This window comes from Thioclava sp. ES.031, assembly GCF_002563775.1.
In the GTDB taxonomy this organism is placed as follows: domain Bacteria; phylum Pseudomonadota; class Alphaproteobacteria; order Rhodobacterales; family Rhodobacteraceae; genus Thioclava.
The window spans coordinates 1,374,541-1,401,379 of sequence record NZ_PDJO01000001.1; the positions used below are offsets into that span (position 1 = coordinate 1,374,541).

The window sequence follows — 26,839 nt, forward strand, 5'->3', positions numbered from 1 at the left end:
GATATCAATGACCAGACCCGTCGTCGGCATCATCGGCAATAGAGGCCTCGTAGGTGACCGCTACCCCGTCCATGAAGGCGGGCAGCTCAACTCGGAAGCGGTGAGCAAAGTTTCCGATTGCATCCCGCTGCTGATCCCCGCCGATCCCGAATATGTCTCCGTTCAGGAGTTGATGGAGGTCTGCGACGGTTTCCTGCTGACCGGCGGGCGGCCGAACGTCCATCCGCATGAATATGGCGAGGAGCCGACCGAGAAGCACGGCACTTTCGACCGCGCCCGCGATGCGATCACACTACCGCTGGTGCGCGCCTGTGTCGAAAACGGGCAGCCCTTCCTTGGCATCTGCCGGGGCTTTCAGGAGGTCAACGTCGCGATGGGCGGCACGCTCCATCCCGAAATCCGCGAGCTTCCGGGCCGGTTGAACCACCGGATGCCTCCCGAGGGGACGCTCGAAGAAGGATTCTCCAACCGTCACATGGTCACGCTCACCCCCGGCGGCCGGTTCGCGCGTCTCTTCGGCGCGGATGAGGTCGAGACCAACACGCTGCACGGGCAGGGCGTTTGCACCGCCGGTACCCGGATTGTGATCGAAGGGCGCGCCCCCGATGGTACGCCCGAGGCGATCTATGTTAAGGACGCGCCGGGGTTTACCCTATCGGTGCAATGGCATCCCGAATGGCGTGCGGCGGAAGATCCGGTCTCGCGCCCTCTGTTTGAGGCATTCGGCGATGCGGTGCGTGCTTGGGCGCGCGGCGAACGGCCCGCCGCCTGCGTCGCCTGAGCCGCTAAGACAAAACGGAGAGACAGATGAAACGCTCGCGCGTGAACGAAATCATGGCCGCGGCCGAGGATATGATCCAGGAATTCGGCTTCCGCCTGCCGCCCTTCGCATGGTGGAGCCCGGCCGAGTTCAAGGCGCGCCTGCCGCAGGCACAGCGCATCGTGGATGCCGCGATGGGTTGGGATATCACCGATTACGGGCAGGGCGATTTCGACAAGCTGGGTCTGTTCCTCTTCACCCTGCGCAACGGCGATCTGCGCGATCTTCAGGCGGGCCACGGCATGGCCTATGCCGAGAAGCTCCTGATCTCGCGCAAGGACCAGATCAGCCCAATGCATACCCATATCATCAAGGCCGAGGACATCATCAATCGCGGCGGCGCAGACCTCGCGATCGAGCTCTATGGCTCCGACGCGGATGGCAAATTCGACGAGAGCGCAGGCGGGCAGGTGATGTGCGACGGCGTCCCGCGCAATTACGCGCCCGGCGAGGTGCTGATCCTGCGCCCCGGCGAGAGCGTGACCCTGCGGCCCGGTGACTGGCATGCCTTCTGGGGCGAGGGCGGCGACGTTCTGATCGGCGAGGTGTCGACCGTCAACGACGACAATACCGACAATATCTTCCGCGAAGATATCGGGCGGTTCTCAGAGATCGAGGAAGACGAAGCGCCGCGCCATCTGCTGGTCAGCGACTACGACAAGTTCCTGTATTCATAAGTATTTACTGGCTTCCTTGCGGGCGAAAGGCTTCAGCCTTTCGCCATGCTCGGCCAGCCAGGCCTGTGCGCGGGCGGGGTCTTTCTTGCTCAGCTCGCGCAGCCACCACGCGATGGCCTTCTGGATGAACCAGTCGCGATCCTCGGCCAGTTGCGCGGCCCAGCCCAGAACCTCGTCGCGCACCGCCTCGTCCTCGGGCTTGGGATTGCGCTGCTTGGTCCAGGGTAGGGTGAAGACGAAGGCCGCACGCCGCGTCCACATGTGATCCGAGCGCACCCAGTCGGCCACCTCGTCGAGCCGCGCCGGCTCGGCCTGAAGCCGTTTCGAGCCCGCCTTGGCCGCGTGATCCGCAATCGCCCAGGCGTCGAATTGCGGCACCCAGCTCGCGATCAATTCCCATGCGGCACCGTCGGGGCGCAGCCGCGCCTGCGTCAGCAGCTTGGCCGCCGCGATCCGCGCCTCGTGAATGTCGCTGTCCCAAAGCCCGCGCGCCAACTCCACGCGTCCCGGCACGTCGAGCTGGCCGCGCCACAGCGCGACCATGTCTTCGATCGCGGGAACGGCAATGCCCAGATAGCGCCGCTCCGCTTTGTGATAGGCGGCCATCTCGGCGGCTTTCTCGGCATCCGCCCAGCTTTCCAGCGCGAAAAGCGCGTCTTCCAGCGTGGGCGGGGGCCCGAGCGGCGCGTCGGGGTCCTCTTCCTCGGCGAAGCTCTCATAGTCCGCATCCGAGGCCGCATAGGCCTCGGCCTCGGCGCGCAGTCGGGCATCCTCCGCCGGATCGAGCGGCGCGTAATCCGCCGCGCGCGGCCGCGCGACGCGTTTCTTGCCCCGCTTGCGGCTCATTCGACCGTCACCGATTTGGCGAGGTTGCGCGGCTGGTCCACGTCGGTGCCTTTCGCGACCGCCGTGTGATAGGCCAGAAGCTGCGCCGGAACCGCATAAAGGATCGGCGCGAAAGGTTCCGCGATATCAGGCATTTGCAGTGTGCCCCAAGTGCCGTCCTGCGCTGCGCTGATACCCTTGGCATCGGAGACCAGCAGCACCATCCCGTGGCGCGCCATCACCTCCTGCATGTTCGACACGGTCTTGTCGAAGAGCTTGTCATAGGGCGCCATCACGATCACCGGCACGGTGCGATCGATCAGCGCGATCGGCCCGTGTTTCAGCTCGCCCGAGGCATAGCCTTCGGCATGGATATAGCTGATTTCCTTGAGCTTCAGCGCGCCTTCCAACGCGAGCGGATACATCGCGCCGCGCCCGAGGAAGAGAATGTCCTGCGCCTCGGCAAGTTGCTCTGCCAGATGCGCGATTGGCTCGGAAATCGACAGCGCCTGATTGAGCAGGCCGGGCAGGGCGCGCAGCGTATCGGCATGGCTGCCCAGCGTCGGCCCGTCAGTCTCGTCCCGGTCGCGGCCCGCTTTCAGCGCCATCACGGCCAGAACCAGCAGCTGCGCGGTGAACGCCTTGGTCGAGGCCACGCCGACCTCGACGCCTGCGAAGATCGGCAACATGATGTCGGCTTCGCGCGCGATGGAGGAGGTGGGCACGTTGACCACGGCCACGGTCTTCGCGACGCGCTCAGAGCAATAGCGCAGCGCGGCCAGCGTATCGGCGGTCTCGCCCGACTGGCTGACGAAGACGGCGAGGCTGCGCTCGGACAGGGGCGGCTCGCGGTAGCGGAATTCGGAGGCCACATCGATCTCGACCGGGATCCGGGCGAAGGTCTCGAACCAGTATTTCGCCACCGCGCAGGCGTAATGCGCCGTGCCGCAGGCGATCAGGATAATCCGGTCGATGTTGGAAAAGTCCAACTCTTCCGGCAGATTCAACCCAGTTTCGGGCAGATAATGTCGCAAAGCGTCAGCCAGGACGACGGGCTGCTCGGCGATTTCCTTCGCCATGAAATGCTTGTAGCCACCTTTTTCGACCTGCGCCTGACCCAGATCGATGCGGCTCTCGTCACGGTTCGCGCGGCGGCCCTCGGCGTCGAAAATTTCGGCGCCTGCGCGGGTGACGAAGGCGTAATCGCCCTCTTCGAGATAGGTGATCCGGTCGGTCATCGGCGCGAGCGCAATCGCGTCCGACCCCACAAACATCTCGCCATCGCCATGCCCGATCGCGAGCGGGGAGCCTTTGCGCGCCGCAATCAGCAGATCGTCCTCGCCGTCGAAGAGCCACAGCAGCGCAAACGCCCCTTCGAGCTTACCGAGCGTCGCTACGGCGGCCTCGCGCGCATCCATGCCGCGATCCATGAACATCCGCGTCAGCAGCGCGACCGTTTCGGTATCCGTCTGCGTCTCCGGGGTGATCCCGGCCTCGGCCAGCTCGGCCCGCAGCTCGCGGAAGTTCTCGATGATGCCGTTATGCACGACCGCGACGGGTCCTGAGCGATGCGGATGCGCATTGCCCTGGGTCGCGGCCCCATGGGTCGCCCAGCGGGTATGGCCGATGCCCGACTTGCCCGGCAGCGGCTCGTGCACCAGCAGATCGGACAGGTTCCACAGCTTGCCCACCGCCCGGCGGCGGTCCAGCTTGCCTGCATTTACCGTCGCGATCCCGGCACTGTCATAGCCGCGATATTCCAATCGCTTGAGGCTCTCAACGAGCCAGGGGGAAACCTCGTGCTTCCCCAGAACGCCAATAATTCCGCACATTTAAAAATCTTTCTTCATGCGACGCGCTTTCTCCGCGCGCAGTTTCGCAAAGAGTTTCTTGGCAAGGCCCGGACGGTTCACCTGCTCGGAGCGCTCGATCGCGATCGCCTCGGCGGGAACGTCCTTCGAGATCACCGATCCCGAGCCCGTCAGCGCGCCGTCGCCCACCGTCACTGGGGCCACCAGCATCGTGTCCGAGCCGATGAAGGCATTCGCGCCGATGGTGGTGCGATGCTTCATGACCCCGTCGTAATTGCAGGTCACCGTGCCCGCGCCGATATTCGTATGCTCCCCGATATCGGCATCGCCCAGATAGGTCAGATGGCCGACTTTCACACCCTCGGCGAGGATCGCGTTCTTCACCTCGACGAAATTGCCGATATGCACGTCCTCGGCGAGTTCCGCGCCGGGGCGCAGACGGGCGAAGGGGCCGATCGTGGCGCCGCGCGAGATGTGGCAGCCTTCGAGATGGCAGAAGGCCTCGATCACCGCACCGGATTCGATGGTGACATCGGGGCCGAACACGACATTCGGGCCCAGCACGACATCGCGGCTGATATAGGTGTCGAGCGCGAACCAGACGCTGGTGGGCTCCACCATGGTCACGCCGTTTTCCATCGCCTCGGCGCGCATCCGCTCCTGGAAGAGGGCCTCGGCGCGGGCAAGCTCGGCGCGGGTGTTGATGCCCAGCGTCTCGGCCTCGTCACAGGTCACGACCTGCGCGGTCAGACCCTTCTTGCGCGCGGCTTCGACGATATCGGTGAGGTAGTACTCCTGCGATGCGTTTTCGTTCGACAGCCCCGCAACCAGTTCGGTCAGAAGCACCGCGTCACAGGCGATAACGCCAGAGTTGCAAAGGGTTATGGCGCGTTCTTCATCCGTGGCATCCTTGAATTCTACGATCCGGTCCAGCGTGTCGCCCTGCGCCACCAGGCGCCCGTAGCGGCCCGGATCGGCGGCCTCGAAGCCGAGCACGGTCACCGCCGCATCGGACGCGGCCAGCCGCTCCAGCGTCTCGGGCCGGATGAAGGGCGTGTCGCCGTAAAGCACGATCACGCGGCCATCGAACCCGTCGAGCGCGGGCAGGGCCTGTGCCACCGCGTGGCCGGTGCCGAGCTGTTCTTCCTGCAGCACGATCTGCGCCTCGGGATCGACCTTCGCGACGGCTTTCTTCACCTTGTCGGCGCCGTGGCCTGCGACCACGATCACGGTCTCGGGTTCGAGCGCACGTCCGGCAGCCAGCGCATGCGCCACCAGCGGCGCGCGGCCCACCTGATGCAGCACCTTCGGCAAGTCGGATTTCATGCGGGTGCCCTGTCCCGCCGCGAGGGTGATCAATGCAATCGCCATTAGAAACCTTTTCTTCTGCTCGGCCCCGTTTTAACCATTGGCTTGCTTGCCGCAAGTGGTGCGTCTTCACGCTTCCTTTCGCGGTGTTACGGAAGGAGCAACAGGCAATGCGCACAGTGGTTTTCGACCTCGACGGGACCTTGGCGGATACCTCCGCCGACCTGATCGCGGCGGCCAATTCCTGCTTTACGGCGCGCGGTCATGCGCCGCTTCTCGATCCGGCGGGCGACGCGCTGATCGCCTTCCACGGCGGCAGCGCGATGCTCAAGACCGGCTATGGGCGGCTGGGACTGCCGGATGCGGAGATCGCCGAGCTGGTCGAGGCCGACTATTACCCGCTGCTTGCGCATTACGGCGAGAATATCGACCGGCATACGCGGCTTTATCCCGGCGCTGAGGAAGCTGTGAAAACGCTGCGCGATCAGGGCTTTGCGACGGCTGTCTGCACCAACAAACCCGAAGGTCTCGCGCGTGATCTGATCGACCGGCTCGGGATCGCCGCGCTTTTCGATGCGCTGATCGGCGCCGATACGCTGCCGCTGCGCAAACCTTCGCCCGATCCCTATCTCGCGGCGGTCGAGCGGGCAGGTGGCAAGCTGGAAGCCTCGCTGCTGGTGGGCGACACCAATACCGATCGCGAGACCGCGCGCGCGGTCGGCGTGCCCTGCGTTCTGGTGACCTTCGGACCGGAGGGGCGCGGCATCGAACGGCTCGCCCCCGAGGCGCTGCTCGATCATTTCGACGATCTGCCCGCGCTTGCCGCGCGGATGCTCGGGTGATCGCCTCGGCGGGGCTGTGCCGCCCCGACCCACCCCTCAGACGCGGCTTCCGACGGCCATGACCGCAGCGCCCATCGGTCCTTCGCGCTTTCACGCCACCGCCTTCGTTCTGATCGCGGTGTTCCTCGACATGGTGGGGTTCGGCCTGATCATCCCGGTGCTGCCCTCGCTGATCGCGGATGTGGGCCATGTCGATCTGGCGCAGGCGAGCCGGATCGGGGGCTGGATGTTCGCGGCCTTCAGTCTCGCGCAGTTCCTGTTCGCGCCGTTGATGGGAAATCTCTCGGACCGGTTCGGACGGCGCCCGCTTTTGCTGCTCGCGATCGGCGGTCTGGGCGTCGATTACCTGTTTCACGCCTTTGCGCCGACGCTGCTCTGGCTCTTCGTGGGCCGGATCGTCGCGGGCATCTGCGGTGCGTCCTATGTCATCGCGAACGCCTATCTCGCCGATATCACCCCACCGGCCGAGCGCGCCCGCGCCTTCGGTCTGATCGGCGCGGCCTTCGGTTTCGGCTTCATCGCGGGGCCTGCGCTTGGCGGGTTTCTGGGCGAGCTTGGCCCGCGCATCCCCTTCTTCGTCGCCGCCGCGCTTTCGGGGCTGAATCTGATCTACGGGCTGATCGTGCTGCCCGAAAGCCTGCCGCAGGGGTTGCGCCGTCCGGTGAACTGGCGCGCCTGCAACCCGCTGGGCACGTTGAAAGTCTTCGCGCGTTATCCGGGCGTCCTGCCGATGGGCACCGCGCTTGGCGTCTATCTGTTCGCCTCCGCCGTCTATCCCGCGATCTGGCCCTATTGGGGGATGGCGAAATTCGGCTGGTCCGAGGGGACGGTGGGGCTGACGCTTGCAGGCTACGGGGTCGTCGCGGCGATCTTTCAGGGCGGGTTGGCCGGTCCGCTCGCGTCCCGTCTGGGCGAGGCGCGGGTGGTGGTGATCGGGCTGATCGTCGGGATCGGCATGACCATCGCGCTGGGGCTGTCGACCTCGCTCGTGATGGTGCTGATCGTCCTCTTGATCACCGGGATCGAGGGGCTGGTGCATCCGATGATCGCCTCGCTGATGTCCAATGCGGTGCCCGAGGATGCCCAGGGCGCGCTGCAGGGTGGCATATCCGCGCTGATGAACCTCGCGATGCTGGCGGGCACCTTGTTCTTCACCCAAGTGTTCGGGATATTCCTCGCCGAGAACGCCCCGATCCGCACGCCGGACATGGCCTTTTACGTGGCCTCGGTGATCCTGCTGGCGGCATTGGTGCTGTTCATCCGCGCAAGAAAGGTTGAGTGATGTCCGAGGTTTTCAAAGGCAATTTCACCCAGCAGGAGCCGATCCCCGAAGATGCGATCGAGCGCGCCGTCGAGGTGATGCGCTCAGGCCGCCTGCATCGCTACAACACCCTGCCCGGAGAGCCGGGCGAGGTGGCGCTGCTGGAAGAAGAGTTCGCCGGATTGACCGGCGCGCCCTATTGCCTTGCGGTGGCCTCGGGCGGCTATGCCCTGGGCTGCGCGCTGCGCGCCGTGGGCGTCGGGCCCGGCGATCCGGTGCTGACCAATGCCTTCACGCTCGCCCCCGTGCCGGGCGCCATCGCGGCGGTCGGTGGCAAGCCCGTTCTGGTCGAGGTCACGGACCAGCTGACCATCGATCTCGACGATCTGGCGGCGAAAGCCCCGCAGGCGCGGGTGCTGATGCTGTCGCATATGCGCGGCCATATCTGCGACATGGATGCGCTGATGGAGATCGCGCGCGCCCACGATCTGACGGTGATCGAGGATTGCGCCCATACGATGGGGGCGACATGGGCCGGGGTTCACTCGGGGCGGCATGGCGCGATCGGCTGCTATTCGACCCAGACCTATAAGCACATGAATTCGGGCGAGGGCGGGTTGATCGTGACCGACGATGCCGAGCTGGCGGCGCGGATGATCCTGCTCTCGGGCAGCTACATGCTTTTCGAGCGGCACCGCGCAGCGCCCGGCCCGGAGGTATTCGAGGGGCTGAAATACGACACGCCCAATGTCTCGGGCCGGATGGACCATCTGCGCGCCGCGATCCTGCGTCCGCAGCTGTCGACGCTGGCGGATCGGGTGGCGCGCTGGAATGCGCTTTACCGTGAGGTCGAGGCCGGGCTTGCCGGGGCGGAGGGCGTCGCGCTGATCGAGCGTCCCGAGGCCGAGAGCTATGTCGGCTCGTCCTTCCAGTTCCGCCTGCCGGGACGCTCTGCCCCCGAGATGCTGGACTTCGTGGCCCGTGCGGCGGCCCGCGGGGTCGAGCTGAAATGGTTCGGCGCGGATGAGCCTGCGGGCTTCACCTCGCGCCATGATAGCTGGCGTTACGCCGAGGCGCAGAACCTGCCGCGTACCGATGAGGTGCTGGCGACGCTGCTGGATCTGCGCCTGCCGCTGACTTTCTCGACGGATGACGCCGCCCAGATCGCGCGTATCCTGCGGCAAGAGGCCGAGGCCTGAAGAGGTGGCGCGCTGACCCTCAGCCCGCGCGCGAGATCCAGTCGGCGATCATCAGGTCGAGATGCGCGCCGCCGCCATTCTTGTAAAGCGTGATCTCTTCGGCGCTTTCCCGCCCGCGCGCGCCGCCGATCAGATCGTAGAGATCGGCCTTCACCTCCTCGGGCGTGATCACCCCTTCGCGGATCGGGATGAGCAGCTCGCCGATATGGCCCAGCGTGGTGTCGCGGCTGTCGACGAAGAGGCTCGCCGTCGAGATCAGCGCATCGTCGGCCTCGCGCATATCGGCCTTATAGGCACCGATAAGATCGACATGGGTGCCGGGCTTTACCCATGCGCCCTGCAAGACGGGCGCGCGGGCCATCGTGGCGCAGCTGACGATATCGGCCTCGGCCACCGCCTCGGCCAGATCGGTCACCGCGCGCAGGCTGAGGCCCTCGGGGGCGGGGCCAGCCGCCAGTTCCTGCGCCTGCTCGGGGCGGCGCGTCCAGAGCGTGATCTCCGTCAGCCCCGGAAAGCCCGCCGCATAGGCCGCGATCAGCGAGCGCGCGACCCGGCCCCCGCCCACGATCAACAGACGACCGCTGTCCGGGCGGGCGAGAAGCTGCGCGCCCAGAACGGAATCGGCGGCGGTCTTGAACTCGGTCACCAGCGGGCAATCGACGATCGCGGTGGGCTGGCCATGCTCGGGCTCGAACACCACCATCGCGCCTTGCACCGTCGGCAGCCCCGCCTGCGCATTGCCGTCGCACACGGTGAAGGATTTCACCCCGTAACCCAGCCCCGGAATATAGGCCGCACGGCTCAGCAAGACCGCGTCAGAGGGCCCGAGAAACGTATCGCCCAGCTCCGCCTTCGGGCGCGTATGGCCCGCGCGCAGCGCCGCGATTGCGCCCGGCCAGTCCAGCTTCTCGGCGATGTCATAGGGGATGATCTTCGGGCTCATGTCGTCTCCTTCATTGTGTCGGGCGTCACAGAGGCGCCAGCCAGCGCGCCGGGGCAGATACCTCGCGCGGCCCGTTGGCGGCACCGGTGATCGCATCGGCCAGAAGCGCGCCGCAGCCCGCCGAAAGCGTCCAGCCCAGTTGGCCGTGGCCCGCATTGACCCACAGGTTTTCGTAAGACTTCACCCGGCCAAGGAAGGGCGGGCCATGCGGGGTCGAGGGCCGCAGCCCGGTCCACAGCGCCGGCGGCGCATCGCTCACCGCATCGCCGAAGCGCGCGGCGACGTAATCGGTCAGCACCTTGGTGCGATCCTCGCGCAGCGTCCGGTCGCGCCCGGCGAATTCGGCGATCGCGGTCACCCGCAAGACACCACCGTAAGAGGCCACGGCCAGCATCGCCGCCTCGTCGATATAAGGGTGGCGGGGCAGGCGGTTTGGGTCGCGCACCTCCCATGTCCCCGAATAGCCCTTCACCGGGTAGATGTCCGGCGCAAAGCCCAGAGGGCGCGCCAGATCGGGCGTCTCGATCCCGGCGGCAAGGATCACCTGCGCCGCAGGCAGCGTCTCGTCGGCGAGGTCGACCCCGGTGATCTTGCCATGAGCCTGCGTGAACCCGGTCACCGCGCTATTGTAGCGAAACTGCACGCCGTGCTTGGCGGTAAGGGCCTTGGCGGCGGCGCGGGTCACCTCGTGGCAGTTCCCCGCGGCATCCATCGGCGAGAGAAACCCGCCCGCGAAACCCGCCTCGGCGAGCAGCGGATCGTTCTCGGCCAGCCAGTCCGGGTCGATCCGTGTCAGCCGCCCGTCGTCATGCGCGTCGATCTCGGCGGTGGAGTTGTGCAGGTAGAGCCCGCCCTCGAAGCGGATCAGCGCGTCCAGCCCCAGCTCCTGCGCCATGTCGGGCAGGGCGGCGCGGGCGGTCTCGGCCAGCCGCATCATCCGCGCGGTATTGCGCGCCTGCGCGGCCCCGGTGCAGTTGCGCAGGAAGGTCGTCCCCCAGCGCCACAGCGCCGGATCGAAGGGCGCGGTCAGCTTCACGCCGGGATTGCGCCCCGCCATCGCGCGCAGCAGTTGCGGCAAGGCATCCGGCCCGGCCCAGGCGCTCGCATGGCCGATCGAGACGATCCCGGCATTCGCGCGCGAGCACAGCTCCGCCGGGCCGGGCAGGCGGTCGATCACCGTCACGTCCAGACCCCGGCGGGCCAGCGCCCATGCGGTCATCGTGCCCACGATCCCCGCTCCGATCACGATATGACGTGGCTGCCCCATCTTCGCTCCCGTCGGTTTCCAAGCTCTCAGGCCTCTTTGTGGCGGCAATCGCCGCAAGTGACCAGCCCCTGCGCCGCGTGGCCCTGTGCCGCTGCGTCCATCCGGGCGCGGGCCGGGCCACGGGCCTTGACCCGACTCGGCAATTGCGCATAAATGAACGTGCGTTCAATAAACCGGGGGAGGAGATCCGATGTTCGCAGGTTCGATGGAGTTCGATCTGGGCGAGGATATCGCCGCACTGCGCGATATGGTGCGCCGTTGGGCGTCCGAGCGTGTGGCCCCGATCGCGGCCAAAACCGATCTGGATAATGAGTTTCCGAACGAGCTTTGGACCGAGATGGGCGAGCTTGGCCTGCTCGGGATCACCGTGTCGGAAGAATATGGCGGGGCGGGGATGGGCTATCTCGCCCATGTCGTGGCTACCGAGGAAATCGCACGGGCCTCGGCCTCGATCGCGCTCAGCTACGGCGCGCATTCCAACCTCTGCGTGAACCAGATCAAGCTGAACGGCTCGGACGCGCAGAAGAAGAAATACCTGCCCGGGCTGATCTCGGGCGAGTCCGTCGGCGCGCTGGCGATGTCGGAATCCGGCGCGGGCTCGGACGTGGTGGGCATGAAGCTCAAGGCCGAGAAGCGTAACGGTTATTACGTGTTGAACGGCCATAAATACTGGATCACCAACGGCCCCGATGCCGATACGCTCGTGGTCTATGCCAAGACCGACCCGGAGGCTGGCTCCAAAGGCATCACCGCTTTCATCGTCGAGAAGGATTTCAAGGGCTTCTCGACCTCCAAGCATTTCGACAAGCTCGGCATGCGCGGCTCGAACACGGCACAGCTGTTCTTCGAGGATTGCGAAGTACCCTTCGAGAACGTGCTGGGCGAAGAGGGGCGCGGCGTGCGCGTCCTGATGTCGGGTCTCGATTACGAGCGCGTGGTGCTTTCGGGCATCGGCACCGGCATCATGATGGCCTGCCTCGACGAGGTCGTGCCCTATTGCAAGGAGCGCGAGCAGTTCGGCCAGCCGATCGGGAATTTCCAGCTCATGCAGGGCAAGATCGCCGATATGTATGTCGCGATGAACACCGCGCGCGCCTACACTTACGAGGTCGCGAAGGCCTGTGATCGTGGCGCCGTGACGCGTCAGGATGCGGCGGCCACCGTGCTTTATGCGTCCGAGCAGGCGATGGTGCAGGCACATCAGGCGGTCCAAGCCCTTGGCGGCGCCGGGTTCCTCAACGACTCCAACGTCTCGCGCCTGTTCCGGGATGCTAAGCTGATGGAGATCGGCGCGGGCACCTCGGAAATCCGCCGGATGCTCATCGGTCGCGAGATCATGGGAGCCGTCTGATGCGGGCGGGCGCTCTCCTCCTGATCGGGCTTGCAGCGCCTCTGGCGGCGCAGGCCCAAGGGACAGGGGCGGATTTCGATCCGGCCCCGTTGGAGAGCTGCCTGTCGAGCGCCGACGACCCTGCGTCGTGCATCGGCAAAGCGGCGGAGCACTGCATCGGTGACGATGCCAGCGCCCCCGAGCGCCGCGCCTGCTATGATGCCGAGCGCGCCCTCTGGTCCGACCGGGCGGCAACAGCCCTCGACAGCTTGCGCCAAGCGGCGGCGGCCAGTGACGCGGCGCAAATCGTGGCGGGCAAGTCTCCGTCCGGATTGCAGGGCGCGCAGCTGGGTGAGGCGGAAGCCGCCTGGGCGCGCTACCGCGATGGCGCCTGCGCCTACGGGGCCGCGCTGCAGGGCGAGGGCTCGGAGGCGGAGGAGGCGCGCTGCCTGATGCGCAAGACCGCCGAACATGCGATCGAACTGCAGAATTGGGCCGGGCTGCTGGCTGGCGAGGCGCGCCCATGACACGGACACCCCGCCTTCACGGGCGCTCTGAGAAAAGGAAACGCGCGATGAAAATGGCATGGTTGCTGGGCGGCCTGATGCTCGCGTCCCCCACATTGGCGCAGGAGCCGAGCGTCGATCCGGACGCGGTGCGCGCCTGTTTCGACGGGGCGAAGGATACCCATCCCGCCTGTATCGGCGAGGCCGCCGCGACCTGTCAGGGTCAGCCGGGCGGCGATACGACACTCGGTATCTCGGCTTGCCTGCAAGGCGAGGCGCAGGTCTGGGACGATATCGCGAAGTCGCAATACAAGGCGGCGCGCGCCCGTCTGCTGGAGCAGGGCGGTACGGAACTCGCCAACAAGCTGCTCGATGCGCAAAGCGCGTGGGGGCAGTATCGCGACGCCGATTGCGGGCTGCTCTACGAGATTTGGAAGGACGGCACGATCCGCACGGTCGTGGCGTCGCAATGCTACCTCGAGCGTACGGCGCAACGCGCGCTGGAACTGCGCGATTTGGGGAGGATGGAATGAAACTGTTATCGCAGGCCCTGACCTCGTCGGAGGACTTTCAGGCCAATCGCAAGGCGCATCTCGACGCGCTGTCGCAAATCGAAAACGCGGCCGCGCAGGCCGCCGCTGGCGGCGGCCCCGCCGCGCTGGAGCGGCACCTGTCGCGCGGCAAGATGGCTCCGCGCGAACGGGTGGCCGGGCTCCTGGATCCCGGCTCGCCGTTTCTGGAAATCGGCGCGACGGCGGCGCATGACATGTATGGCAATGCCGCGCCTTGTGCGGGCGTGATCGCCGGAATTGGCCGGGTGCAGGGCCAGGAGGTCATGGTGGTCGCCAACGACGCCACCGTGAAGGGCGGCACCTATTACCCGCTGACGGTGAAGAAGCACCTCCGCGCGCAGGAGATCGCCGAGGAAAACCATCTTCCCTGCATCTACCTCGTCGACTCGGGCGGCGCGAACCTGCCCAATCAGGACGAGGTCTTCCCCGATCGCGACCATTTCGGGCGCATCTTCTACAATCAGGCGCGGATGTCCGCGAAGGGCATTGCCCAGATCGCCGTGGTGATGGGGTCCTGCACGGCAGGCGGTGCCTATGTGCCCGCGATGTCGGATGTGACGATCATCGTGAAGGAGCAGGGCACGATCTTCCTCGCGGGCCCGCCTCTGGTGAAGGCCGCGACGGGCGAGGTGGTCACCGCCGAGGATCTGGGCGGCGGCGATGTGCATACGCGTCTCTCGGGCGTGGCCGATTATCTGGCTGAAGACGACGCCCATGCTTTGGCGCTGGCGCGCCGCGCGGTCGGCAATCTCAACTACACGAAACCCGCGACGGTGAACTGGCAATCGCCCGAGGAGCCCGCCTACGACCCCGAAGAAATCCTCGGCGTCGTCCCGGCGGACCTGCGCACCCCCTATGACATCCGCGAGGTCATCGCGCGTCTTGTGGACGGCTCGCGCTTCGACGAGTTCAAACCGCGCTTCGGCGAGACGATCGTGACCGGCTTCGCCCATGTGAAAGGCTGCCCCGTGGGCATCGTCGCCAATAACGGCGTGCTGTTCTCGGAAGCCGCCCAGAAGGCCGCGCATTTCATCGAACTCTGCTCGCAGCGCTCTATCCCGCTGGTCTTCCTGCAAAACATCACCGGCTTCATGGTCGGGCGCAAATATGAGAACGAGGGCATCGCGCGTCATGGCGCGAAGATGGTCACCGCCGTCGCCACGACCTCGGTGCCGAAGATCACGATGCTGGTCGGCGGCTCCTTCGGGGCGGGCAATTACGGCATGGCGGGCCGCGCCTATTCTCCGCGCTTCCTCTGGACCTGGCCCAACTCGCGGATTTCCGTGATGGGCGGCGAACAGGCCGCAGGCGTGCTCGCCACCGTCAAACGCGACGGGATCGAGCGCAAGGGCGGCCAGTGGTCGGCCGAAGAAGAGGCCGAGTTCAAGCGCCCCACCATCGAGATGTTCGAGCGCCAGTCGCACCCGCTCTACGCCTCGGCGCGGCTCTGGGATGACGGCATCATCGACCCGCGCAAATCGCGCGACGTGCTGGCGCTCTCGCTCTCCGCCGCGCTCAACGCTCCGATCGAGCCGACCCGCTTCGGCCTGTTCCGGATGTAACTTTCATGCCTCCGGCGGGGATATTTGGACCAAGAGGAAGTGCAAATCTTCGACTTGGCCGAAATATCCCGGGGGGCTCCGCAGGAGCGGGGGCAGCGCCCCCTCCGACGCTCTCAAAGGGGAGACCGACATGTTTTCCAAGATCCTGATCGCCAATCGCGGGGAGATCGCCTGCCGCGTGATCGAGACCGCACGCAAACTGGGCGTGGCGACCGTCGCCGTCTATTCCGAGGCCGACAGCGAGGCGCGCCATGTGGCGATGGCCGACGAGGCGGTGGCCATTGGCGGCCCCGCGCCCAAAGACAGCTATCTGCGCGGTGATGCGATCATCGACGCGGCCCAACAGACCGGCGCGCAGGCGATCCATCCGGGCTACGGGTTCCTCTCGGAGAACCCTGATTTCGTGGACGCCGTCGAGGCGGCGGGGCTGGTCTTCATCGGCCCTTCGGCCAAGGCGATCCGCGCGATGGGTCTGAAGGACGCGGCCAAGGCGCTGATGGAAAAGGCGGGCGTGCCTGTCGTGCCGGGCTATCACGGCGACAATCAGGACCCCGAGCACCTCGCGGGCGCGGCCGATACGATCGGCTACCCGGTGCTGATCAAGGCGGTCGCGGGCGGCGGCGGCAAGGGGATGCGGCTGGTCGAGGCGCCGTCCGACTTCGCGGATGCGCTGGCGTCGGCGCAGGGCGAGGCGCAGACCGCCTTCGGCAACCCCGCCGTGCTGATCGAGAAATTCATCGGCTCGCCGCGCCATATCGAGGTGCAGGTCTTCGGCGATGGCGAGGAAGCGGTGCATCTGTTCGAGCGCGACTGTTCGCTCCAGCGCCGCCACCAGAAGGTGATCGAAGAGGCCCCGGCGCCGGGCATGACGCCCGAGATGCGCGACGCGATGGGGCAGGCGGCCACCCGCGCGGCGGAAGCGATCGGCTACAAGGGCGCGGGCACGGTGGAGTTCATCGTGGACGGCTCGGACGGGCTGCGCCCGGATCGGTTCTGGTTCATGGAGATGAACACCCGCCTGCAGGTCGAGCATCCCGTGACCGAGGCAATCACCGGTGTCGATCTGGTCGAGTGGCAGTTGCGCGTGGCCTCGGGCGAGCCGCTGCCCTGCGCCCAAGGTGATCTGAGCATCACCGGCCATGCGTTCGAGGCCCGGCTTTATGCCGAGGACGTGCCAGCGGGCTTCCTGCCTGCGACGGGGACGCTCTCGCATCTGCGCTTTGCCGATGGGTGCCGTGCCGATACCGGGGTGCGCACGGGCGACACGATCAGCCCGTGGTACGATCCGATGATCGCCAAGGTCATCACCCACGGGCCGACGCGGGCGACCGCGCTGGGGCAACTCGCGCGCGCCTTGGAAGAGACGGAAGTGGCGGGCACGGTGACGAACCTCGCCTTCCTCGCGCGGCTCGCGCGGCACGAGGGCTTCGCGCAGGGCAAGGTCGATACCGGGCTGATCGGGCGCGAGATCGACGCGCTCGCCGCCCCGACCGAAACGCCGGTTGCCGCAAAAGCGCTGGCCGTGATCGCCGCGGCCGGGCTTTGGGACGGGAAGGACAGCGGCTTCAGCCTCTGGCAGTCGCCGCGCCGGACCGTGTCCTTCGAGGAAGAGGCCGCGATCCGGGTGCACGGACTGGGCCATGTCACGGTCGAGCTGGGCGAGGAGGCCCATGCGTGCGAACTGGCCGAGGATGGCTGGCGGGTGAACGGTGCAAAGACTGGGGCGCGGATGGCGCAGTCGGACGGGGCGATCACGATCTTCCTGCATGGCGCGCACCGTTTCGACATCCCCGACCCGCTGGCGCGCGGGGCGGATGCCGACGCTTCCGACCTGACGCTGGCGCCGATGCCGGGGCTGGTGAAGGCGGTCTTCGTCTCTGCCGGCGACACGGTGGCGGCGGGCGACCGGCTTGCCATCATGGAAGCGATGAAGATGGAACACACGATGCGCGCAGCCCGCGACGGTGTGGTGGCCGAGGTTCTGGTGACTGAGGGCGCGCAGGTCGAAGCGGGCGCCGCGCTCATCCGGCTGGAGGACGAGGCATGATCCGACTGCATCACATCCCCGGCGCGCGCTCGATGCGGGTGCTGTGGCTTTTGGAGGAGATGGGGCTCGATTACGAGCTTCAGACATGGTCGCTCACCGATGGCTCGCTGCGTAGTCCGGAGTTTCGCGAACTCTCGCCCGCCGGGCGCATCCCGGCGCTGGAGGTCGACGGGCGGTCGATCTTCGAGAGCGGCGCGATCATCGAATACCTGACCGAGACCCGGCCCGAGGCAGGGCTGGCCCCGGTTCCGGGCGACCCCACCCGCGCCGATTTCCTCGAATGGGTGCATTTCGCGGAGACGCAGGGCAACATCCTGCAAAGCCTCAATATTCAGCATATCTTCCTGCGTCCGCCCGAGGCGCGCTCGCCCGCGATGATGGCGCTCGAGACGAAGCGGCTCGGCGTGACGATGAAGGCGCTGGAGGCGCATCTGGCCGGGCGGGACTGGCTGATCGGGACGTTCTCGGCGGCCGATTGCATGATGGGGTTCAATATCGACGCGATGTTCCGCTTCGTGCCGCGTGAGGGTTTCCCGAATATCTCCGCCTATCGCGACCGGATCGAGGCGCGGCCCGCCTATCAGCGTGCGGTCGCGAAGGGCGGGGCGAGCATGTATGCGCAGGATTTCTACGAGCTGCCCCCGATGGAGCAAACCAATGGCTGAGAGTGTCGAAATCTTCGAGATGGCCCCGCGTGACGGGCTGCAGAACGAAAAGCGCCAGATCGCGCTTTCCGACAAGATCGCGCTGGTCGATTGCCTGAGCCGGGCCGGGTTCCGCCGGATCGAGGTAGGGTCTTTCGTCAGCCCGAAATGGGTGCCGCAAATGGCCGACTCGGCGGAGGTCTTCGCCGGGATCACGCGCCGCCCCGGTATCTCCTATGCGGCGCTGACGCCGAACATGAAAGGCTATGAGGCGGCGAAAGCGGCAAAGGTCGATGAGGTTTCAATCTTCGCCTCCGCCTCCGAGGGATTTTCGCGCGCGAACCTCAATTGTTCGATCAGTGAAAGCCTGGAGCGGTTCGAGCCGATCATGGAGGCTGCGAAAGTCGATAATATGAAAGTCCGCGGCTACATCTCTGTCGTCACGGATTGCCCCTTCGACGGGAAAACGCCGCCGGAGAACGTGGCCCGGGTCGCAGCGCAACTGCGCGACATGGGCTGTTACGAGATCAGCCTCGGCGACACGATCGGGCAGGGCACGCCCGAAAGCGTGACGGCGATGCTGCGCGCGGTGCTGGGTGAGGTCCCGGCTGAGAAGCTCGCCGGGCATTTCCACGACACCTCCGGGCGGGCGCTGGAGAATATCGAAGCCTCGCTGGCGATGGGCCTGCGGGTGTTCGACGCCTGCGTCGGTGGTCTGGGCGGCTGTCCCTATGCGCCCGGCGCGGCTGGCAATGTCGCGACGGAGGCGGTGCAGGCGCGGCTTGCGGCTTTGGGCTACGAGACCGGGCTGGATACGGCCGTTCTGGCCGAGGCGGCCGCGATGGCGAAGAAGATGAAAGGGCAGGGCGATGTTTGAGACGATCAAGACCGAGACCGATGCGCGTGGCATCGCGCGGCTCACGCTGGCGCGTTCGGAGAAGCATAACGCGCTCTCCGAGCAGATGATGGAGGAAATCACCGCGGCGATCGGCCAACTTGGCACCGATGACGCCGTGCGCGTGGTGATCCTCGCCGCCGAAGGGCGCAGCTTCTGCGCGGGTGGCGATCTGAAATGGATGCAGAGCCAGATCGCGGCGGGCGCGAAAGAGCGCGCGGCGGCGGCGCGCAAGCTCGCGGGGATGCTGCAGGCGCTCAACACCTGCCCGAAACCGGTGATCGGCGCGGTGCAGGGCAACGCCTTCGGCGGCGGCATCGGCATGATGTCGGTCTGTGACGTGGCCATCGGCGTCGAGGGCGCGAAATTCGGGCTGACCGAAACGCGGCTGGGCCTGACGCCCGCGACGATCTCTCCTTATGTCGTCGCGCGCATGGGCGAGGCGCGGGCGCGCCGCGTCTTCATGTCCTCGCGGATCTTCGAGGCCGCCGAGGCGCGTGATCTCGGGTTGCTGGCCAAGGTGGTCCTGCCCGAGGTGCTGGAGCGCGCCGTGATGGCCGAGGCCGAGCCCTATCTCGCCTGCGCGCCGGGTGCGGTGGGCGAGGCCAAGGCCTTGGTGCGGGCGCTCGGGCCGCGGATCGACGAGAGCGTGATCGACATGACGATCGAAGCGCTGGTGACTCGCTGGGAATCCACCGAGTCGGATGAAGGAATCACCGCGTTTTTCGAGAAGCGCGATCCGGCATGGAAAGCTTAAGGCAGCCTTACGCAGCGCCCCGCAACGCGCAGGGCGAATATTCCGAAAATTCAAACCACCGTTAAGTTTGATCAAAGGCTGCGCTGCGGCAAAAGCGGCGCAGTCCAACACGGGCAGGCTCTGAGCGGCATTCGGAGTACGAAAAATTCGCATACATTCGTATGCAAAAAGCGCCCGTGGCCCGCATTTGCATGATTTTCCGGCCTGCTCTCGGTTGACCCCAATGGGGCGCAAGGCTATTGCTCGCCTAGCCAGAACCTGCGCGACAAGTCGTCGCGATGTTAGGGAGCCAAGCCCATGCATGACATGCTGCGCGAATATCTTCCCATCCTCATCTTTCTCGCCATGGCGATCGTGTTGGGCCTTGTGCTCATGCTCGCCGCGGCAGTGGTGGCGGTCCGCAATCCCGACCCTGAGAAGGTGTCGGCCTACGAATGCGGCTTCAACGCCTTCGACGATGCCCGGATGAAGTTCGACGTTCGTTTCTACCTCGTTTCCATCCTCTTCATCATTTTCGATCTCGAAGTGGCCTTCCTCTTCCCTTGGGCGGTGGCCTTCGGTCAGCTTTCCATGGTCGGATTCTGGTCGATGATGGTCTTCCTGACGGTTCTGACCGTAGGATTCGCATATGAGTGGAAGAAAGGGGCGCTGGAATGGGCGTGATGACCTCTGCCAATACCGCCGGTGCGGATCGCGAAGTCGCGACGCAGACGCTGAACAAGGAACTGCAGGATAAAGGCTTCCTGCTGACCTCCACCGAAGACATCATCAACTGGGCGCGCAACGGCTCGCTGCACTGGATGACCTTCGGCCTCGCCTGCTGCGCCGTCGAGATGATGCAGGTCTCGATGCCGCGCTACGACCTCGAGCGCTTCGGTACCGCGCCGCGCGCAAGCCCGCGACAGTCCGACCTGATGATCGTCGCCGGCACCCTGACCAACAAGATGGCGCCCGCTCTGCGCAAGGTCTACGACCAGATGCCCGAGCCGCGCTACGTGATCTCGATGGGCTCCTGCGCGAATGGCGGTGGCTATTACCACTACAGCTATTCGGTGGTGCGCGGCTGCGACCGCGTCGTGCCGGTCGATATCTACGTTCCGGGCTGCCCGCCCACGGCGGAGGCGCTGCTTTACGGCATCCTTCAGCTGCAACGCAAAATCCGCCGCACCGGCACGCTGGTGCGCTGAGGAGAGCGAGAGATGGACGATACTGCCCTTCGCGAACTGGCCGGCCATATCGAGCTGAAGCGCCCCGATGACGTGGTCTCCACCGAGATCGCCTTCAACGAGCTGACGGTCACGATCACCGCGCAATCCGTTCCCGGTTTCACCGAGTTCCTGCGCGACGATCCGAATTGCCGCTTCACGAACCTCGTGGACATCACGGCCATCGACTGGCCCGAGCGCCCGCAGCGCTTCGATGTCGTCTGGCATTACCTGTCGATGTATCGCAACCAGCGCATCCGCATTAAGGCGGCGATCCGCGAAGAGGACATGGTGCCCTCGATCACCAAGCTGCACCCCTGTGCCGATTGGTTCGAGCGCGAGATCTTCGACATGTTCGGCATCCTGTTCTCGGGACACCCGGACCTGCGCCGCCTGCTGACCGATTACGGGTTCCGCGGCCATCCGCTGCGCAAGGATTTCCCGACGACGGGCTATGTAGAAGTGCGTTACGACGAAGTGCTCAAGCGCGTCGTCTATGAGCCGGTGAAGCTGACGCAGGAATACCGGCAGTTCGATTTCCTCTCGCCATGGGAAGGTGCGAAATACATCCTTCCCGGTGACGAGAAGGGCGAGGAGGCGAAATGATGGACGGCGATATCCGCAACAATGTCTATGATGACGGCTCGAAGGACACGCTGACCGACGAGCAGCGCATCCGCAATTTCAACATCAACTTCGGTCCCCAACACCCGGCCGCCCACGGCGTGCTGCGCATGGTGCTGGAGCTGGACGGCGAGGTCGTGGAACGCGCCGACCCGCATATCGGACTGCTGCACCGTGGCACCGAGAAGCTGATGGAAAGCCGCACCTATCTGCAGAACCTGCCTTACTTCAATCGCCTCGACTATGTCGCGCCGATGAACCAGGAACATGCGTGGTGCCTCGCCATCGAGAAGCTGACCGGCGTGGAAGTGCCGCGTCGCGGTTCGCTGATCCGCGTGCTCTATTCCGAGATCGGGCGCATCCTGAACCACCTGCTGAACGTGACCACGCAGGCGATGGACGTGGGCGCGCTGACGCCGCCGCTCTGGGGCTTCGAGGAACGCGAGAAGCTGATGGTCTTCTACGAGCGGGCTTGTGGCGCGCGTCTGCACTCGGCCTATTTCCGGCCCGGCGGCGTCCACCAGGACCTGCCGCCGAAGCTGCTCGACGATATCGAGGCATGGGCGCATGAGTTCCCGAAAGTGCTCGACGATATCGAAGGGCTGCTGACCGAGAACCGCATCTTCAAGCAGCGCAACGTCGATATCTGCGTCATCTCCGAGGAAGAGATCCAGCAATGGGGCTATTCCGGCGTGATGGTGCGGGGCTCCGGCCTCGCATGGGACCTGCGCCGTGCGCAGCCCTACGAGTGCTATGACGAGTTCGACTTCCAGATCCCGGTCGGCAAGAACGGCGATTGCTACGACCGCTACCTCTGCCGGATGGCCGAGATGCGCGAGTCGACCAAGATCGTCCTTCAGGCGATCGAGAAGCTGCGGATGCCGGAAAATCAGGGCGACGTGCTTGCCCGTGGCAAGGTGACCCCGCCGAAGCGGTCGGAGATGAAGCGCTCGATGGAAGCGCTCATTCACCACTTCAAGCTTTATACCGAAGGCTTCCACGTCCCTGCGGGCGAGGTTTATGCCGCCGTCGAAGCGCCCAAGGGCGAATTCGGCGTCTATCTGGTGGCCGACGGCACGAACAAGCCGTATCGCGCGAAGATCCGCGCTCCGGGTTACCTGCACCTGCAATCCATGGATCACGTCGCCAAGGGGCACATGCTCGCCGACGTGTCTGCAATCATCGGCACGATGGACATCGTGTTCGGGGAGGTTGACCGCTAATGCTTCGCCGTCTTTACCCGGAACAACCCGATAGTTTCGAGTTCACGCCCGAGAACCTCGCATGGGCCAAGGCCCAGATGACCAAGTTCCCGGTCGGCCGTCAGGCCTCGGCGATCATCCCGCTGCTGTTCCGCGCGCAGGAACAGGAAGGCTGGCTGAGCCGACCGGCAATCGAATACGTCGCCGAGATGCTCGACATGCCCTATATGCGGGCGCTCGAGGTCGCGACCTTCTACTTCATGTTCCAGCTGGCCCCGGTCGGCTCGGTCGCCCACCTGCAGATCTGCGGCACGACCTCGTGCATGATCTGCGGCGCGGAAGACCTGATGAAGGTCTGCAAGGAAAAGATCGCGCCCGAGCCGTTCCAGCTCTCGGAGGATGGCAAGTTCTCGTGGGAAGAGGTCGAATGCCTCGGTGCCTGTGCGAACGCCCCGATGATGCAGGTCGGCAAGGATTATTACGAAGACCTGACCGAAGAGCGCCTCGCGGAGCTGATCGACGAGATGGGCAAAGGCGATGTGCCGAAGCCCGGCTCGCAGACCGGTCGCTTCTCGTCCGAGCCCGCTTCGGGTCTGACCGCGCTCACCGAGAGCAAGGGCGACAAGGAAGAGTACAACGCCTCGGTCGATCTCGCGGTCGATATCGGCGACACGATCAAGCGCATCGACGGCACCGAAGTGCCGCTCGCCGCACCGTGGCAAAGCTCGGGCCAGCGCGGCCCGATCGGCACGATGGGGCAGGAGCGTCCGCGCTCTGCCGCGCAACAGGACGAGGCGCGCAAGGCCGCGAAGAAAACCGAGGCCAAGCCCGCCAAGGACGCGCCCGCCGACAAGACCGGCGTGACGAAATCCGAAGCGCAGGCCACCTCGAAGGCCCGCCCGGAGTCCAAGCGCGAGCCCGAAGGCACCGAGGCTGAGGCTGCGGAGGCAGAGACGGGCGAGAAGCCCAAGCTGCTCGACGCACCGCGCGACGGTGGGGCCGATGACCTCAAGATGATCAAGGGCGTCGGGCCGAAGCTCGAGACGCTTCTGCATTCGATGGGCATTTATCACTTCGACCAGATCGCTGGCTGGACCGATGCGGAACTCGCTTGGGTCGACAGCAATCTCGAAGGCTTCAAAGGTCGCGCGACGCGTGACGACTGGAAAGGTCAGGCAGAGAAACTGGCCAGCGGGGCGGAGACCGAATTCTCGTCGCGCGCAAAGAAAGACCGCATTTACGAATAAGCGCAACAGGGTAGAGACCGCCGTTCGGCGGAGTGAATGGAGAAACGGGAATGGGTGATCAGACACAAGGGTGCCGCGGCAAGGCGGGTATCTGGGCAGGTATTACGGGGCTTGTGGTCGCCGTATTCCTGATGGTCGTGGCGCATGAGCCCTTCTTCGTGGCTGTGTTCCTCGGTCTGCTCACCGTGCTGCTCTTCGGCGCCTTCCTGATCTGGGCATTCTGCTCCGAACATGGCGCGCCGGGCGCGGCGGACGGCACTGGCGCCTCCACCGACGATTCCGAAATTCCCGAAAGCCCGGTCGAAACCTTCAACGCCTCCTCTCCCGAAGGGGTCGCGGCGCAAGCGCAGGCGGCAGCGGCGGCCCCGACGCCCGCAGCCGAGCGCGAGGTGACGCGTGCCGACACCATGACGCCCAAGGACGAAGCGGCCACGCCCGAGGCAGACAAGCCCGAGCCCGGCCCGACCACCAAGCCCGCAACGGAAGAGGCCGAGGCCGAGGGGCCCAAGGCTGAGCCGAAGGCAGAAGAGCCCAAGGCCGAACCCGAGGCTGACGAGACCACGCCGCTCTCCGCGATGTCGGCGCAGGTCGCGGACAAGCCCGCCGCCAATGCCGGGGGGCAACCCGAGGCTGCCGAGGGCGACGGCAAGAAGCCGCGCGGCCTCAAGCAGCCGCGCAAGGCGGGTGCCGACGATCTCAAGAAGATCGAAGGCGTGGGCCTGAAGCTCGAAGAAGTGCTGAACGGCTGGGGCATCTACCATTACGACCAGATCGCGAAATGGGGCCCCGAAGAGATTGCCTATGCGGACCAGAACGTGCCGCGTTTCAAGGGCCGCTGCACTCGCGACAAGTGGGTCAGCCAGGCGAAGATCATCGTCGAGGAAGGCATGGATGCCTTTCTCGAACGGGCGAAGACGAACGATTACTGAGCGGGGGTGAATGAGCCAGATCGACGAGCACGACAGGGCGTTGGGGCGTAAAGCCGCCCTTATTATCGCCGTCGCCACGATCCTCTGGCTCCTCCTGCAATGGATCGGACAACAACAGGGCTGGTCGGCGCAGATCGCGCTGATCGGCGATCTCGCGGCGATAGCCGCCTATATCTACGCGCTGGCACTCGTCTGGCGCATCTGGCGCCGGAAATCCGGCAAGTGAGGGAAGCGATATGCTGAAGGATCAAGACCGGATCTTCACCAATCTCTACGGGATGCATGACCGCTCTCTGCAGGGCGCGAAGATGCGCGGGCATTGGGACGGCACTGGCGAGATCCTGTCGAAAGGCAAGGATTGGATCATCGAGCAAGTGAAGGCCTCCGGCCTGCGCGGGCGCGGTGGGGCAGGCTTCCCGACGGGTCTCAAGTGGTCCTTCATGCCGAAGGAAAGCGACGGGCGTCCGGCCTTCCTCGCGATCAATGCCGACGAATCCGAGCCCGCGACCTGCAAGGACCGCGAAATCATGCGCCACGATCCGCATACGCTGATCGAAGGCGCGCTGATCGCCGGTTTCGCGATGGGGGCTGCTGCGGCTTACATCTACATTCGCGGCGAATATGTCCGCGAGAAAGAGGCGCTGCAGCGCGCAATCGACGAGGCCTATGAAGACGGGCTGATCGGCAAGAACGCCTGCGGCTCCGGCTACGATTACGACGTCTACCTGTCGCATGGCGCGGGGGCCTATATCTGCGGCGAGGAAACGGCGCTGCTGGAAAGCCTCGAAGGCAAGAAGGGCATGCCCCGGATGAAGCCGCCGTTCCCGGCCGGTGCGGGCCTCTATGGCTGCCCGACCACGGTGAACAACGTGGAATCCATCGCCGTTGTCCCGACCATCCTGCGTCGCGGCGCGGAGTGGTATGCGGGCTTCGGGCGTCCGAACAACACCGGCGTGAAGCTCTTTGCGATGTCGGGCCACGTCAACACGCCCTGCGTCATCGAAGAGACCATGTCGATCTCGATGAAGGAACTGATCGAGAAGCATGGCGGCGGCGTCCGTGGCGGCTGGAAGAACCTCAAGGCGGTGATCCCGGGCGGTGCGTCCTGTCCAATCCTGCCCGCCGATCAATGCGAAGACGCGATCATGGATTACGACGGCATGCGCGAGCTGAAATCCAGCTTCGGCACCGCCTGCATGATCGTCATGGATCAGAATACCGACGTGATCAAAGCCGTCTGGCGCCTGTCCAAATTCTTCAAGCACGAGAGCTGCGGCCAGTGTACGCCGTGCCGCGAAGGCACGGGCTGGATGATGCGCGTGATGGACCGTCTGGTGCGCGGCGAAGCCGAGATCGAAGAGATCGACATGCTGTTCGACGTGACCAAACAGGTCGAAGGCCACACGATCTGCGCGCTCGGCGACGCAGCCGCCTGGCCGATCCAGGGCCTGATCCGTCACTTCCGCGAAGAGATCGAAGACCGCATCAAGGCCCGCAAGACCGGCCGCATGGGGGCGATGGCTGCGGAATGAAGCAACCCGCCGGATATCACCTGGCCGAGCTGAATATCGGCCGACTGGTTGCCGAACCGGGCGACCCGCGTGTGGAGGCTTTCATGAAAGCCCTCGACGCGGTGAACGGCATTGGCAAGCGGTCGGACGGGTTCGTCTGGATGATGGAAGGCTCGGGCGAGCCCGGCACCGGCAATACCGAGGCCAAGATCGGCGGCGACCCGTGCTTCGTGTCGAACCTGACGGTCTGGGAGGACGTGGAAAGCCTCGAGAAATTCGTCTGGAACACCGTGCATCGCGCCTTCTACGAGCGCCGCGCGGAGTGGTTCGAACTTCTCGGTCAGCAGCATTTCGTCATGTGGTGGGTGCCCGCGGGCCATCAACCCACGCTCGACGAGGCGCTGGCGCGGCTGGAAGAGCTACGCGCGAATGGCGCGTCCGAGCGTGCCTTCGGCTGGAAGGATTTGCCGCAAGCCACGCTGTGGAAGACCCGCGCCTGCGCGGCGGAGGCAGCATGATGCGGGCGGTGATCATATCGGGCTGCGCATTGGCGCTTGGCGGCTGCATGGGCACTCCGGGCGGCAACGAGGCCTCCAAGGGGCCGCGCCGTCTGGCGGCAATCGAGGGCTACACGGCGGCCTATGACGCGAGCGGCGCGCTCGTCGTGATGCGGCAGGCGGCGCCCTTTGGAAATGACGAGGGCGCCGAGGCCAAGCGGGCCGCGAACGCCATCTGCGGCGGGGCTGCGGCCTCGTCGATCAACGATACATACCGGGACGGCGCTTGGGTCTTCCCGATGGGCTGCGGACACGCGGCCTGACCTAAAACCCGCGCGGGGGCAACCTCGCGCCCGAA

At 65.7% G+C, this 26,839-nt stretch carries 28 protein-coding genes; 23 read left to right on the forward strand and 5 right to left on the reverse strand.

Annotated elements, in window-relative coordinates:
- Positions 1-7: 7 nt before the first annotated feature.
- Together AXZ77_RS06670 and AXZ77_RS06675 are read left to right on the forward strand one after the other, a co-directional pair.
- On the forward strand, positions 8-781 hold the full coding sequence (locus AXZ77_RS06670; RefSeq protein WP_075774454.1) for a gamma-glutamyl-gamma-aminobutyrate hydrolase family protein: 774 nt from the start codon (positions 8-10) through the stop codon (positions 779-781).
- A 26-nt stretch (positions 782-807) separates the two neighbouring features.
- Positions 808-1,497, forward strand: a complete 690-nt coding sequence (locus AXZ77_RS06675; protein ID WP_098410542.1) for a D-lyxose/D-mannose family sugar isomerase — start codon at positions 808-810, stop codon at positions 1,495-1,497.
- Here AXZ77_RS06675 and AXZ77_RS06680 read toward each other — a convergent pair.
- From AXZ77_RS06680 to glmU, 3 genes are read right to left on the reverse strand one after another with little or no spacing between them, the layout of a single operon-like run.
- A complete protein-coding gene (locus tag AXZ77_RS06680; RefSeq protein ID WP_098410543.1) occupies positions 1,492-2,343 on the reverse strand; it encodes a DNA alkylation repair protein in 852 nt (283 codons plus the stop codon). The genes AXZ77_RS06675 and AXZ77_RS06680 overlap by 6 nt on opposite strands.
- On the reverse strand, positions 2,340-4,154 hold the full coding sequence (gene glmS / locus AXZ77_RS06685) for a glutamine--fructose-6-phosphate transaminase (isomerizing) (protein ID WP_098410544.1): 1,815 nt from the start codon (positions 4,152-4,154) through the stop codon (positions 2,340-2,342). The genes AXZ77_RS06680 and glmS overlap by 4 nt, the downstream gene beginning before the upstream one ends.
- The gene (gene glmU, locus AXZ77_RS06690; protein ID WP_098410545.1) at positions 4,155-5,504 is read right to left on the reverse strand and encodes a bifunctional UDP-N-acetylglucosamine diphosphorylase/glucosamine-1-phosphate N-acetyltransferase GlmU; all 1,350 of its coding nucleotides are present in this window, start codon (positions 5,502-5,504) and stop codon (positions 4,155-4,157) included.
- Between the two features lie 107 nt (positions 5,505-5,611).
- On the opposite strand from glmU, the gene AXZ77_RS06695 reads away from it, so the two are divergent.
- The 3 genes from AXZ77_RS06695 to AXZ77_RS06705 are packed head-to-tail and all read left to right on the forward strand — an operon-like array spanning position 5,612 to position 8,743.
- On the forward strand, positions 5,612-6,283 hold the full coding sequence (locus tag AXZ77_RS06695) for an HAD-IA family hydrolase (protein ID WP_098410546.1): 672 nt from the start codon (positions 5,612-5,614) through the stop codon (positions 6,281-6,283).
- A 58-nt stretch (positions 6,284-6,341) separates the two neighbouring features.
- Entirely contained in the window at positions 6,342-7,565 is a 1,224-nt protein-coding gene (locus AXZ77_RS06700; RefSeq protein ID WP_098410547.1) for a TCR/Tet family MFS transporter, read from the forward strand.
- Positions 7,565-8,743, forward strand: coding sequence for a DegT/DnrJ/EryC1/StrS aminotransferase family protein (locus tag AXZ77_RS06705; protein ID WP_098410548.1), 1,179 nt, complete (start codon positions 7,565-7,567; stop codon positions 8,741-8,743). Before AXZ77_RS06700 ends, AXZ77_RS06705 begins: the two co-directional genes overlap by 1 nt.
- Before the next feature lie 19 nt (positions 8,744-8,762).
- Here the strand turns inward: AXZ77_RS06705 and AXZ77_RS06710 are convergent, their stop codons facing one another.
- Both AXZ77_RS06710 and AXZ77_RS06715 read right to left on the reverse strand, forming a co-directional pair.
- Positions 8,763-9,686 (reverse strand): ornithine cyclodeaminase family protein, encoded by a 924-nt coding sequence (locus AXZ77_RS06710; RefSeq protein WP_098410549.1) that lies wholly within the window; start codon positions 9,684-9,686, stop codon positions 8,763-8,765.
- Positions 9,687-9,711: 25 nt separating this feature from the next.
- Complete coding sequence (locus AXZ77_RS06715) at positions 9,712-10,953, reverse strand: FAD-dependent oxidoreductase (RefSeq protein ID WP_098410550.1); 1,242 nt, start codon at positions 10,951-10,953, stop codon at positions 9,712-9,714.
- A 190-nt stretch (positions 10,954-11,143) separates the two neighbouring features.
- Here AXZ77_RS06715 and AXZ77_RS06720 point away from each other — a divergent pair, with 190 nt between their 5' ends.
- From AXZ77_RS06720 to AXZ77_RS06805, 18 genes are all read left to right on the forward strand, one after another.
- Complete coding sequence (locus AXZ77_RS06720; RefSeq protein WP_098410551.1) at positions 11,144-12,304, forward strand: isovaleryl-CoA dehydrogenase; 1,161 nt, start codon at positions 11,144-11,146, stop codon at positions 12,302-12,304.
- The gene (locus tag AXZ77_RS06725) at positions 12,304-12,810 is read left to right on the forward strand and encodes a lysozyme inhibitor LprI family protein (RefSeq protein ID WP_098410552.1); all 507 of its coding nucleotides are present in this window, start codon (positions 12,304-12,306) and stop codon (positions 12,808-12,810) included. The genes AXZ77_RS06720 and AXZ77_RS06725 overlap by 1 nt, the downstream gene beginning before the upstream one ends.
- A 47-nt stretch (positions 12,811-12,857) precedes the next feature.
- The gene (locus AXZ77_RS06730; protein WP_176535978.1) at positions 12,858-13,322 is read left to right on the forward strand and encodes a lysozyme inhibitor LprI family protein; all 465 of its coding nucleotides are present in this window, start codon (positions 12,858-12,860) and stop codon (positions 13,320-13,322) included.
- Positions 13,319-14,923, forward strand: a complete 1,605-nt coding sequence (locus AXZ77_RS06735; RefSeq protein ID WP_098410554.1) for a carboxyl transferase domain-containing protein — start codon at positions 13,319-13,321, stop codon at positions 14,921-14,923. Before AXZ77_RS06730 ends, AXZ77_RS06735 begins: the two co-directional genes overlap by 4 nt.
- Before the next feature lie 130 nt (positions 14,924-15,053).
- Positions 15,054-16,970 (forward strand): acetyl/propionyl/methylcrotonyl-CoA carboxylase subunit alpha, encoded by a 1,917-nt coding sequence (locus AXZ77_RS06740; protein ID WP_098410555.1) that lies wholly within the window; start codon positions 15,054-15,056, stop codon positions 16,968-16,970.
- Positions 16,967-17,635 carry a glutathione S-transferase family protein gene (locus tag AXZ77_RS06745; protein ID WP_098410556.1) on the forward strand — a complete coding sequence of 223 codons (669 nt, stop codon included), beginning with the start codon at positions 16,967-16,969 and terminating at the stop codon, positions 17,633-17,635. The genes AXZ77_RS06740 and AXZ77_RS06745 overlap by 4 nt, the downstream gene beginning before the upstream one ends.
- Positions 17,628-18,491, forward strand: a complete 864-nt coding sequence (locus AXZ77_RS06750; RefSeq protein ID WP_098410557.1) for a hydroxymethylglutaryl-CoA lyase — start codon at positions 17,628-17,630, stop codon at positions 18,489-18,491. Before AXZ77_RS06745 ends, AXZ77_RS06750 begins: the two co-directional genes overlap by 8 nt.
- Positions 18,484-19,266, forward strand: a complete 783-nt coding sequence (locus AXZ77_RS06755) for a crotonase/enoyl-CoA hydratase family protein (protein WP_098410558.1) — start codon at positions 18,484-18,486, stop codon at positions 19,264-19,266. The genes AXZ77_RS06750 and AXZ77_RS06755 overlap by 8 nt, the downstream gene beginning before the upstream one ends.
- A 297-nt stretch (positions 19,267-19,563) precedes the next feature.
- Positions 19,564-19,929, forward strand: coding sequence for an NADH-quinone oxidoreductase subunit A (locus tag AXZ77_RS06760; protein WP_078519432.1), 366 nt, complete (start codon positions 19,564-19,566; stop codon positions 19,927-19,929).
- Positions 19,929-20,453, forward strand: a complete 525-nt coding sequence (locus AXZ77_RS06765) for an NADH-quinone oxidoreductase subunit B family protein (protein WP_075774728.1) — start codon at positions 19,929-19,931, stop codon at positions 20,451-20,453. The genes AXZ77_RS06760 and AXZ77_RS06765 overlap by 1 nt, the downstream gene beginning before the upstream one ends.
- Positions 20,454-20,465: 12 nt before the next feature.
- Positions 20,466-21,077 (forward strand): NADH-quinone oxidoreductase subunit C, encoded by a 612-nt coding sequence (locus tag AXZ77_RS06770; RefSeq protein WP_098410559.1) that lies wholly within the window; start codon positions 20,466-20,468, stop codon positions 21,075-21,077.
- Positions 21,074-22,318 (forward strand): NADH-quinone oxidoreductase subunit D, encoded by a 1,245-nt coding sequence (locus AXZ77_RS06775; protein WP_098410560.1) that lies wholly within the window; start codon positions 21,074-21,076, stop codon positions 22,316-22,318. Before AXZ77_RS06770 ends, AXZ77_RS06775 begins: the two co-directional genes overlap by 4 nt.
- Positions 22,318-23,544, forward strand: coding sequence for an NADH-quinone oxidoreductase subunit E (locus AXZ77_RS06780; RefSeq protein ID WP_098410561.1), 1,227 nt, complete (start codon positions 22,318-22,320; stop codon positions 23,542-23,544). Before AXZ77_RS06775 ends, AXZ77_RS06780 begins: the two co-directional genes overlap by 1 nt.
- A gap of 50 nt (positions 23,545-23,594) precedes the next feature.
- Positions 23,595-24,473 carry a hypothetical protein gene (locus tag AXZ77_RS06785; RefSeq protein ID WP_098410562.1) on the forward strand — a complete coding sequence of 293 codons (879 nt, stop codon included), beginning with the start codon at positions 23,595-23,597 and terminating at the stop codon, positions 24,471-24,473.
- 10 nt (positions 24,474-24,483) lie between these two features.
- Positions 24,484-24,699: a DUF5337 family protein gene (locus AXZ77_RS06790; RefSeq protein WP_083075082.1), complete on the forward strand. Its 216-nt coding sequence runs from the start codon at positions 24,484-24,486 to the stop codon at positions 24,697-24,699.
- 10 nt (positions 24,700-24,709) lie between these two features.
- A complete protein-coding gene (gene nuoF / locus AXZ77_RS06795) occupies positions 24,710-26,005 on the forward strand; it encodes an NADH-quinone oxidoreductase subunit NuoF (protein ID WP_078539526.1) in 1,296 nt (431 codons plus the stop codon).
- Positions 26,002-26,502, forward strand: coding sequence for a DUF3291 domain-containing protein (locus AXZ77_RS06800; RefSeq protein WP_098410563.1), 501 nt, complete (start codon positions 26,002-26,004; stop codon positions 26,500-26,502). Before nuoF ends, AXZ77_RS06800 begins: the two co-directional genes overlap by 4 nt.
- Positions 26,502-26,804, forward strand: a complete 303-nt coding sequence (locus tag AXZ77_RS06805) for a hypothetical protein (protein WP_141536237.1) — start codon at positions 26,502-26,504, stop codon at positions 26,802-26,804. The genes AXZ77_RS06800 and AXZ77_RS06805 overlap by 1 nt, the downstream gene beginning before the upstream one ends.
- The last annotated feature ends 35 nt before the right edge of the window (positions 26,805-26,839 follow it).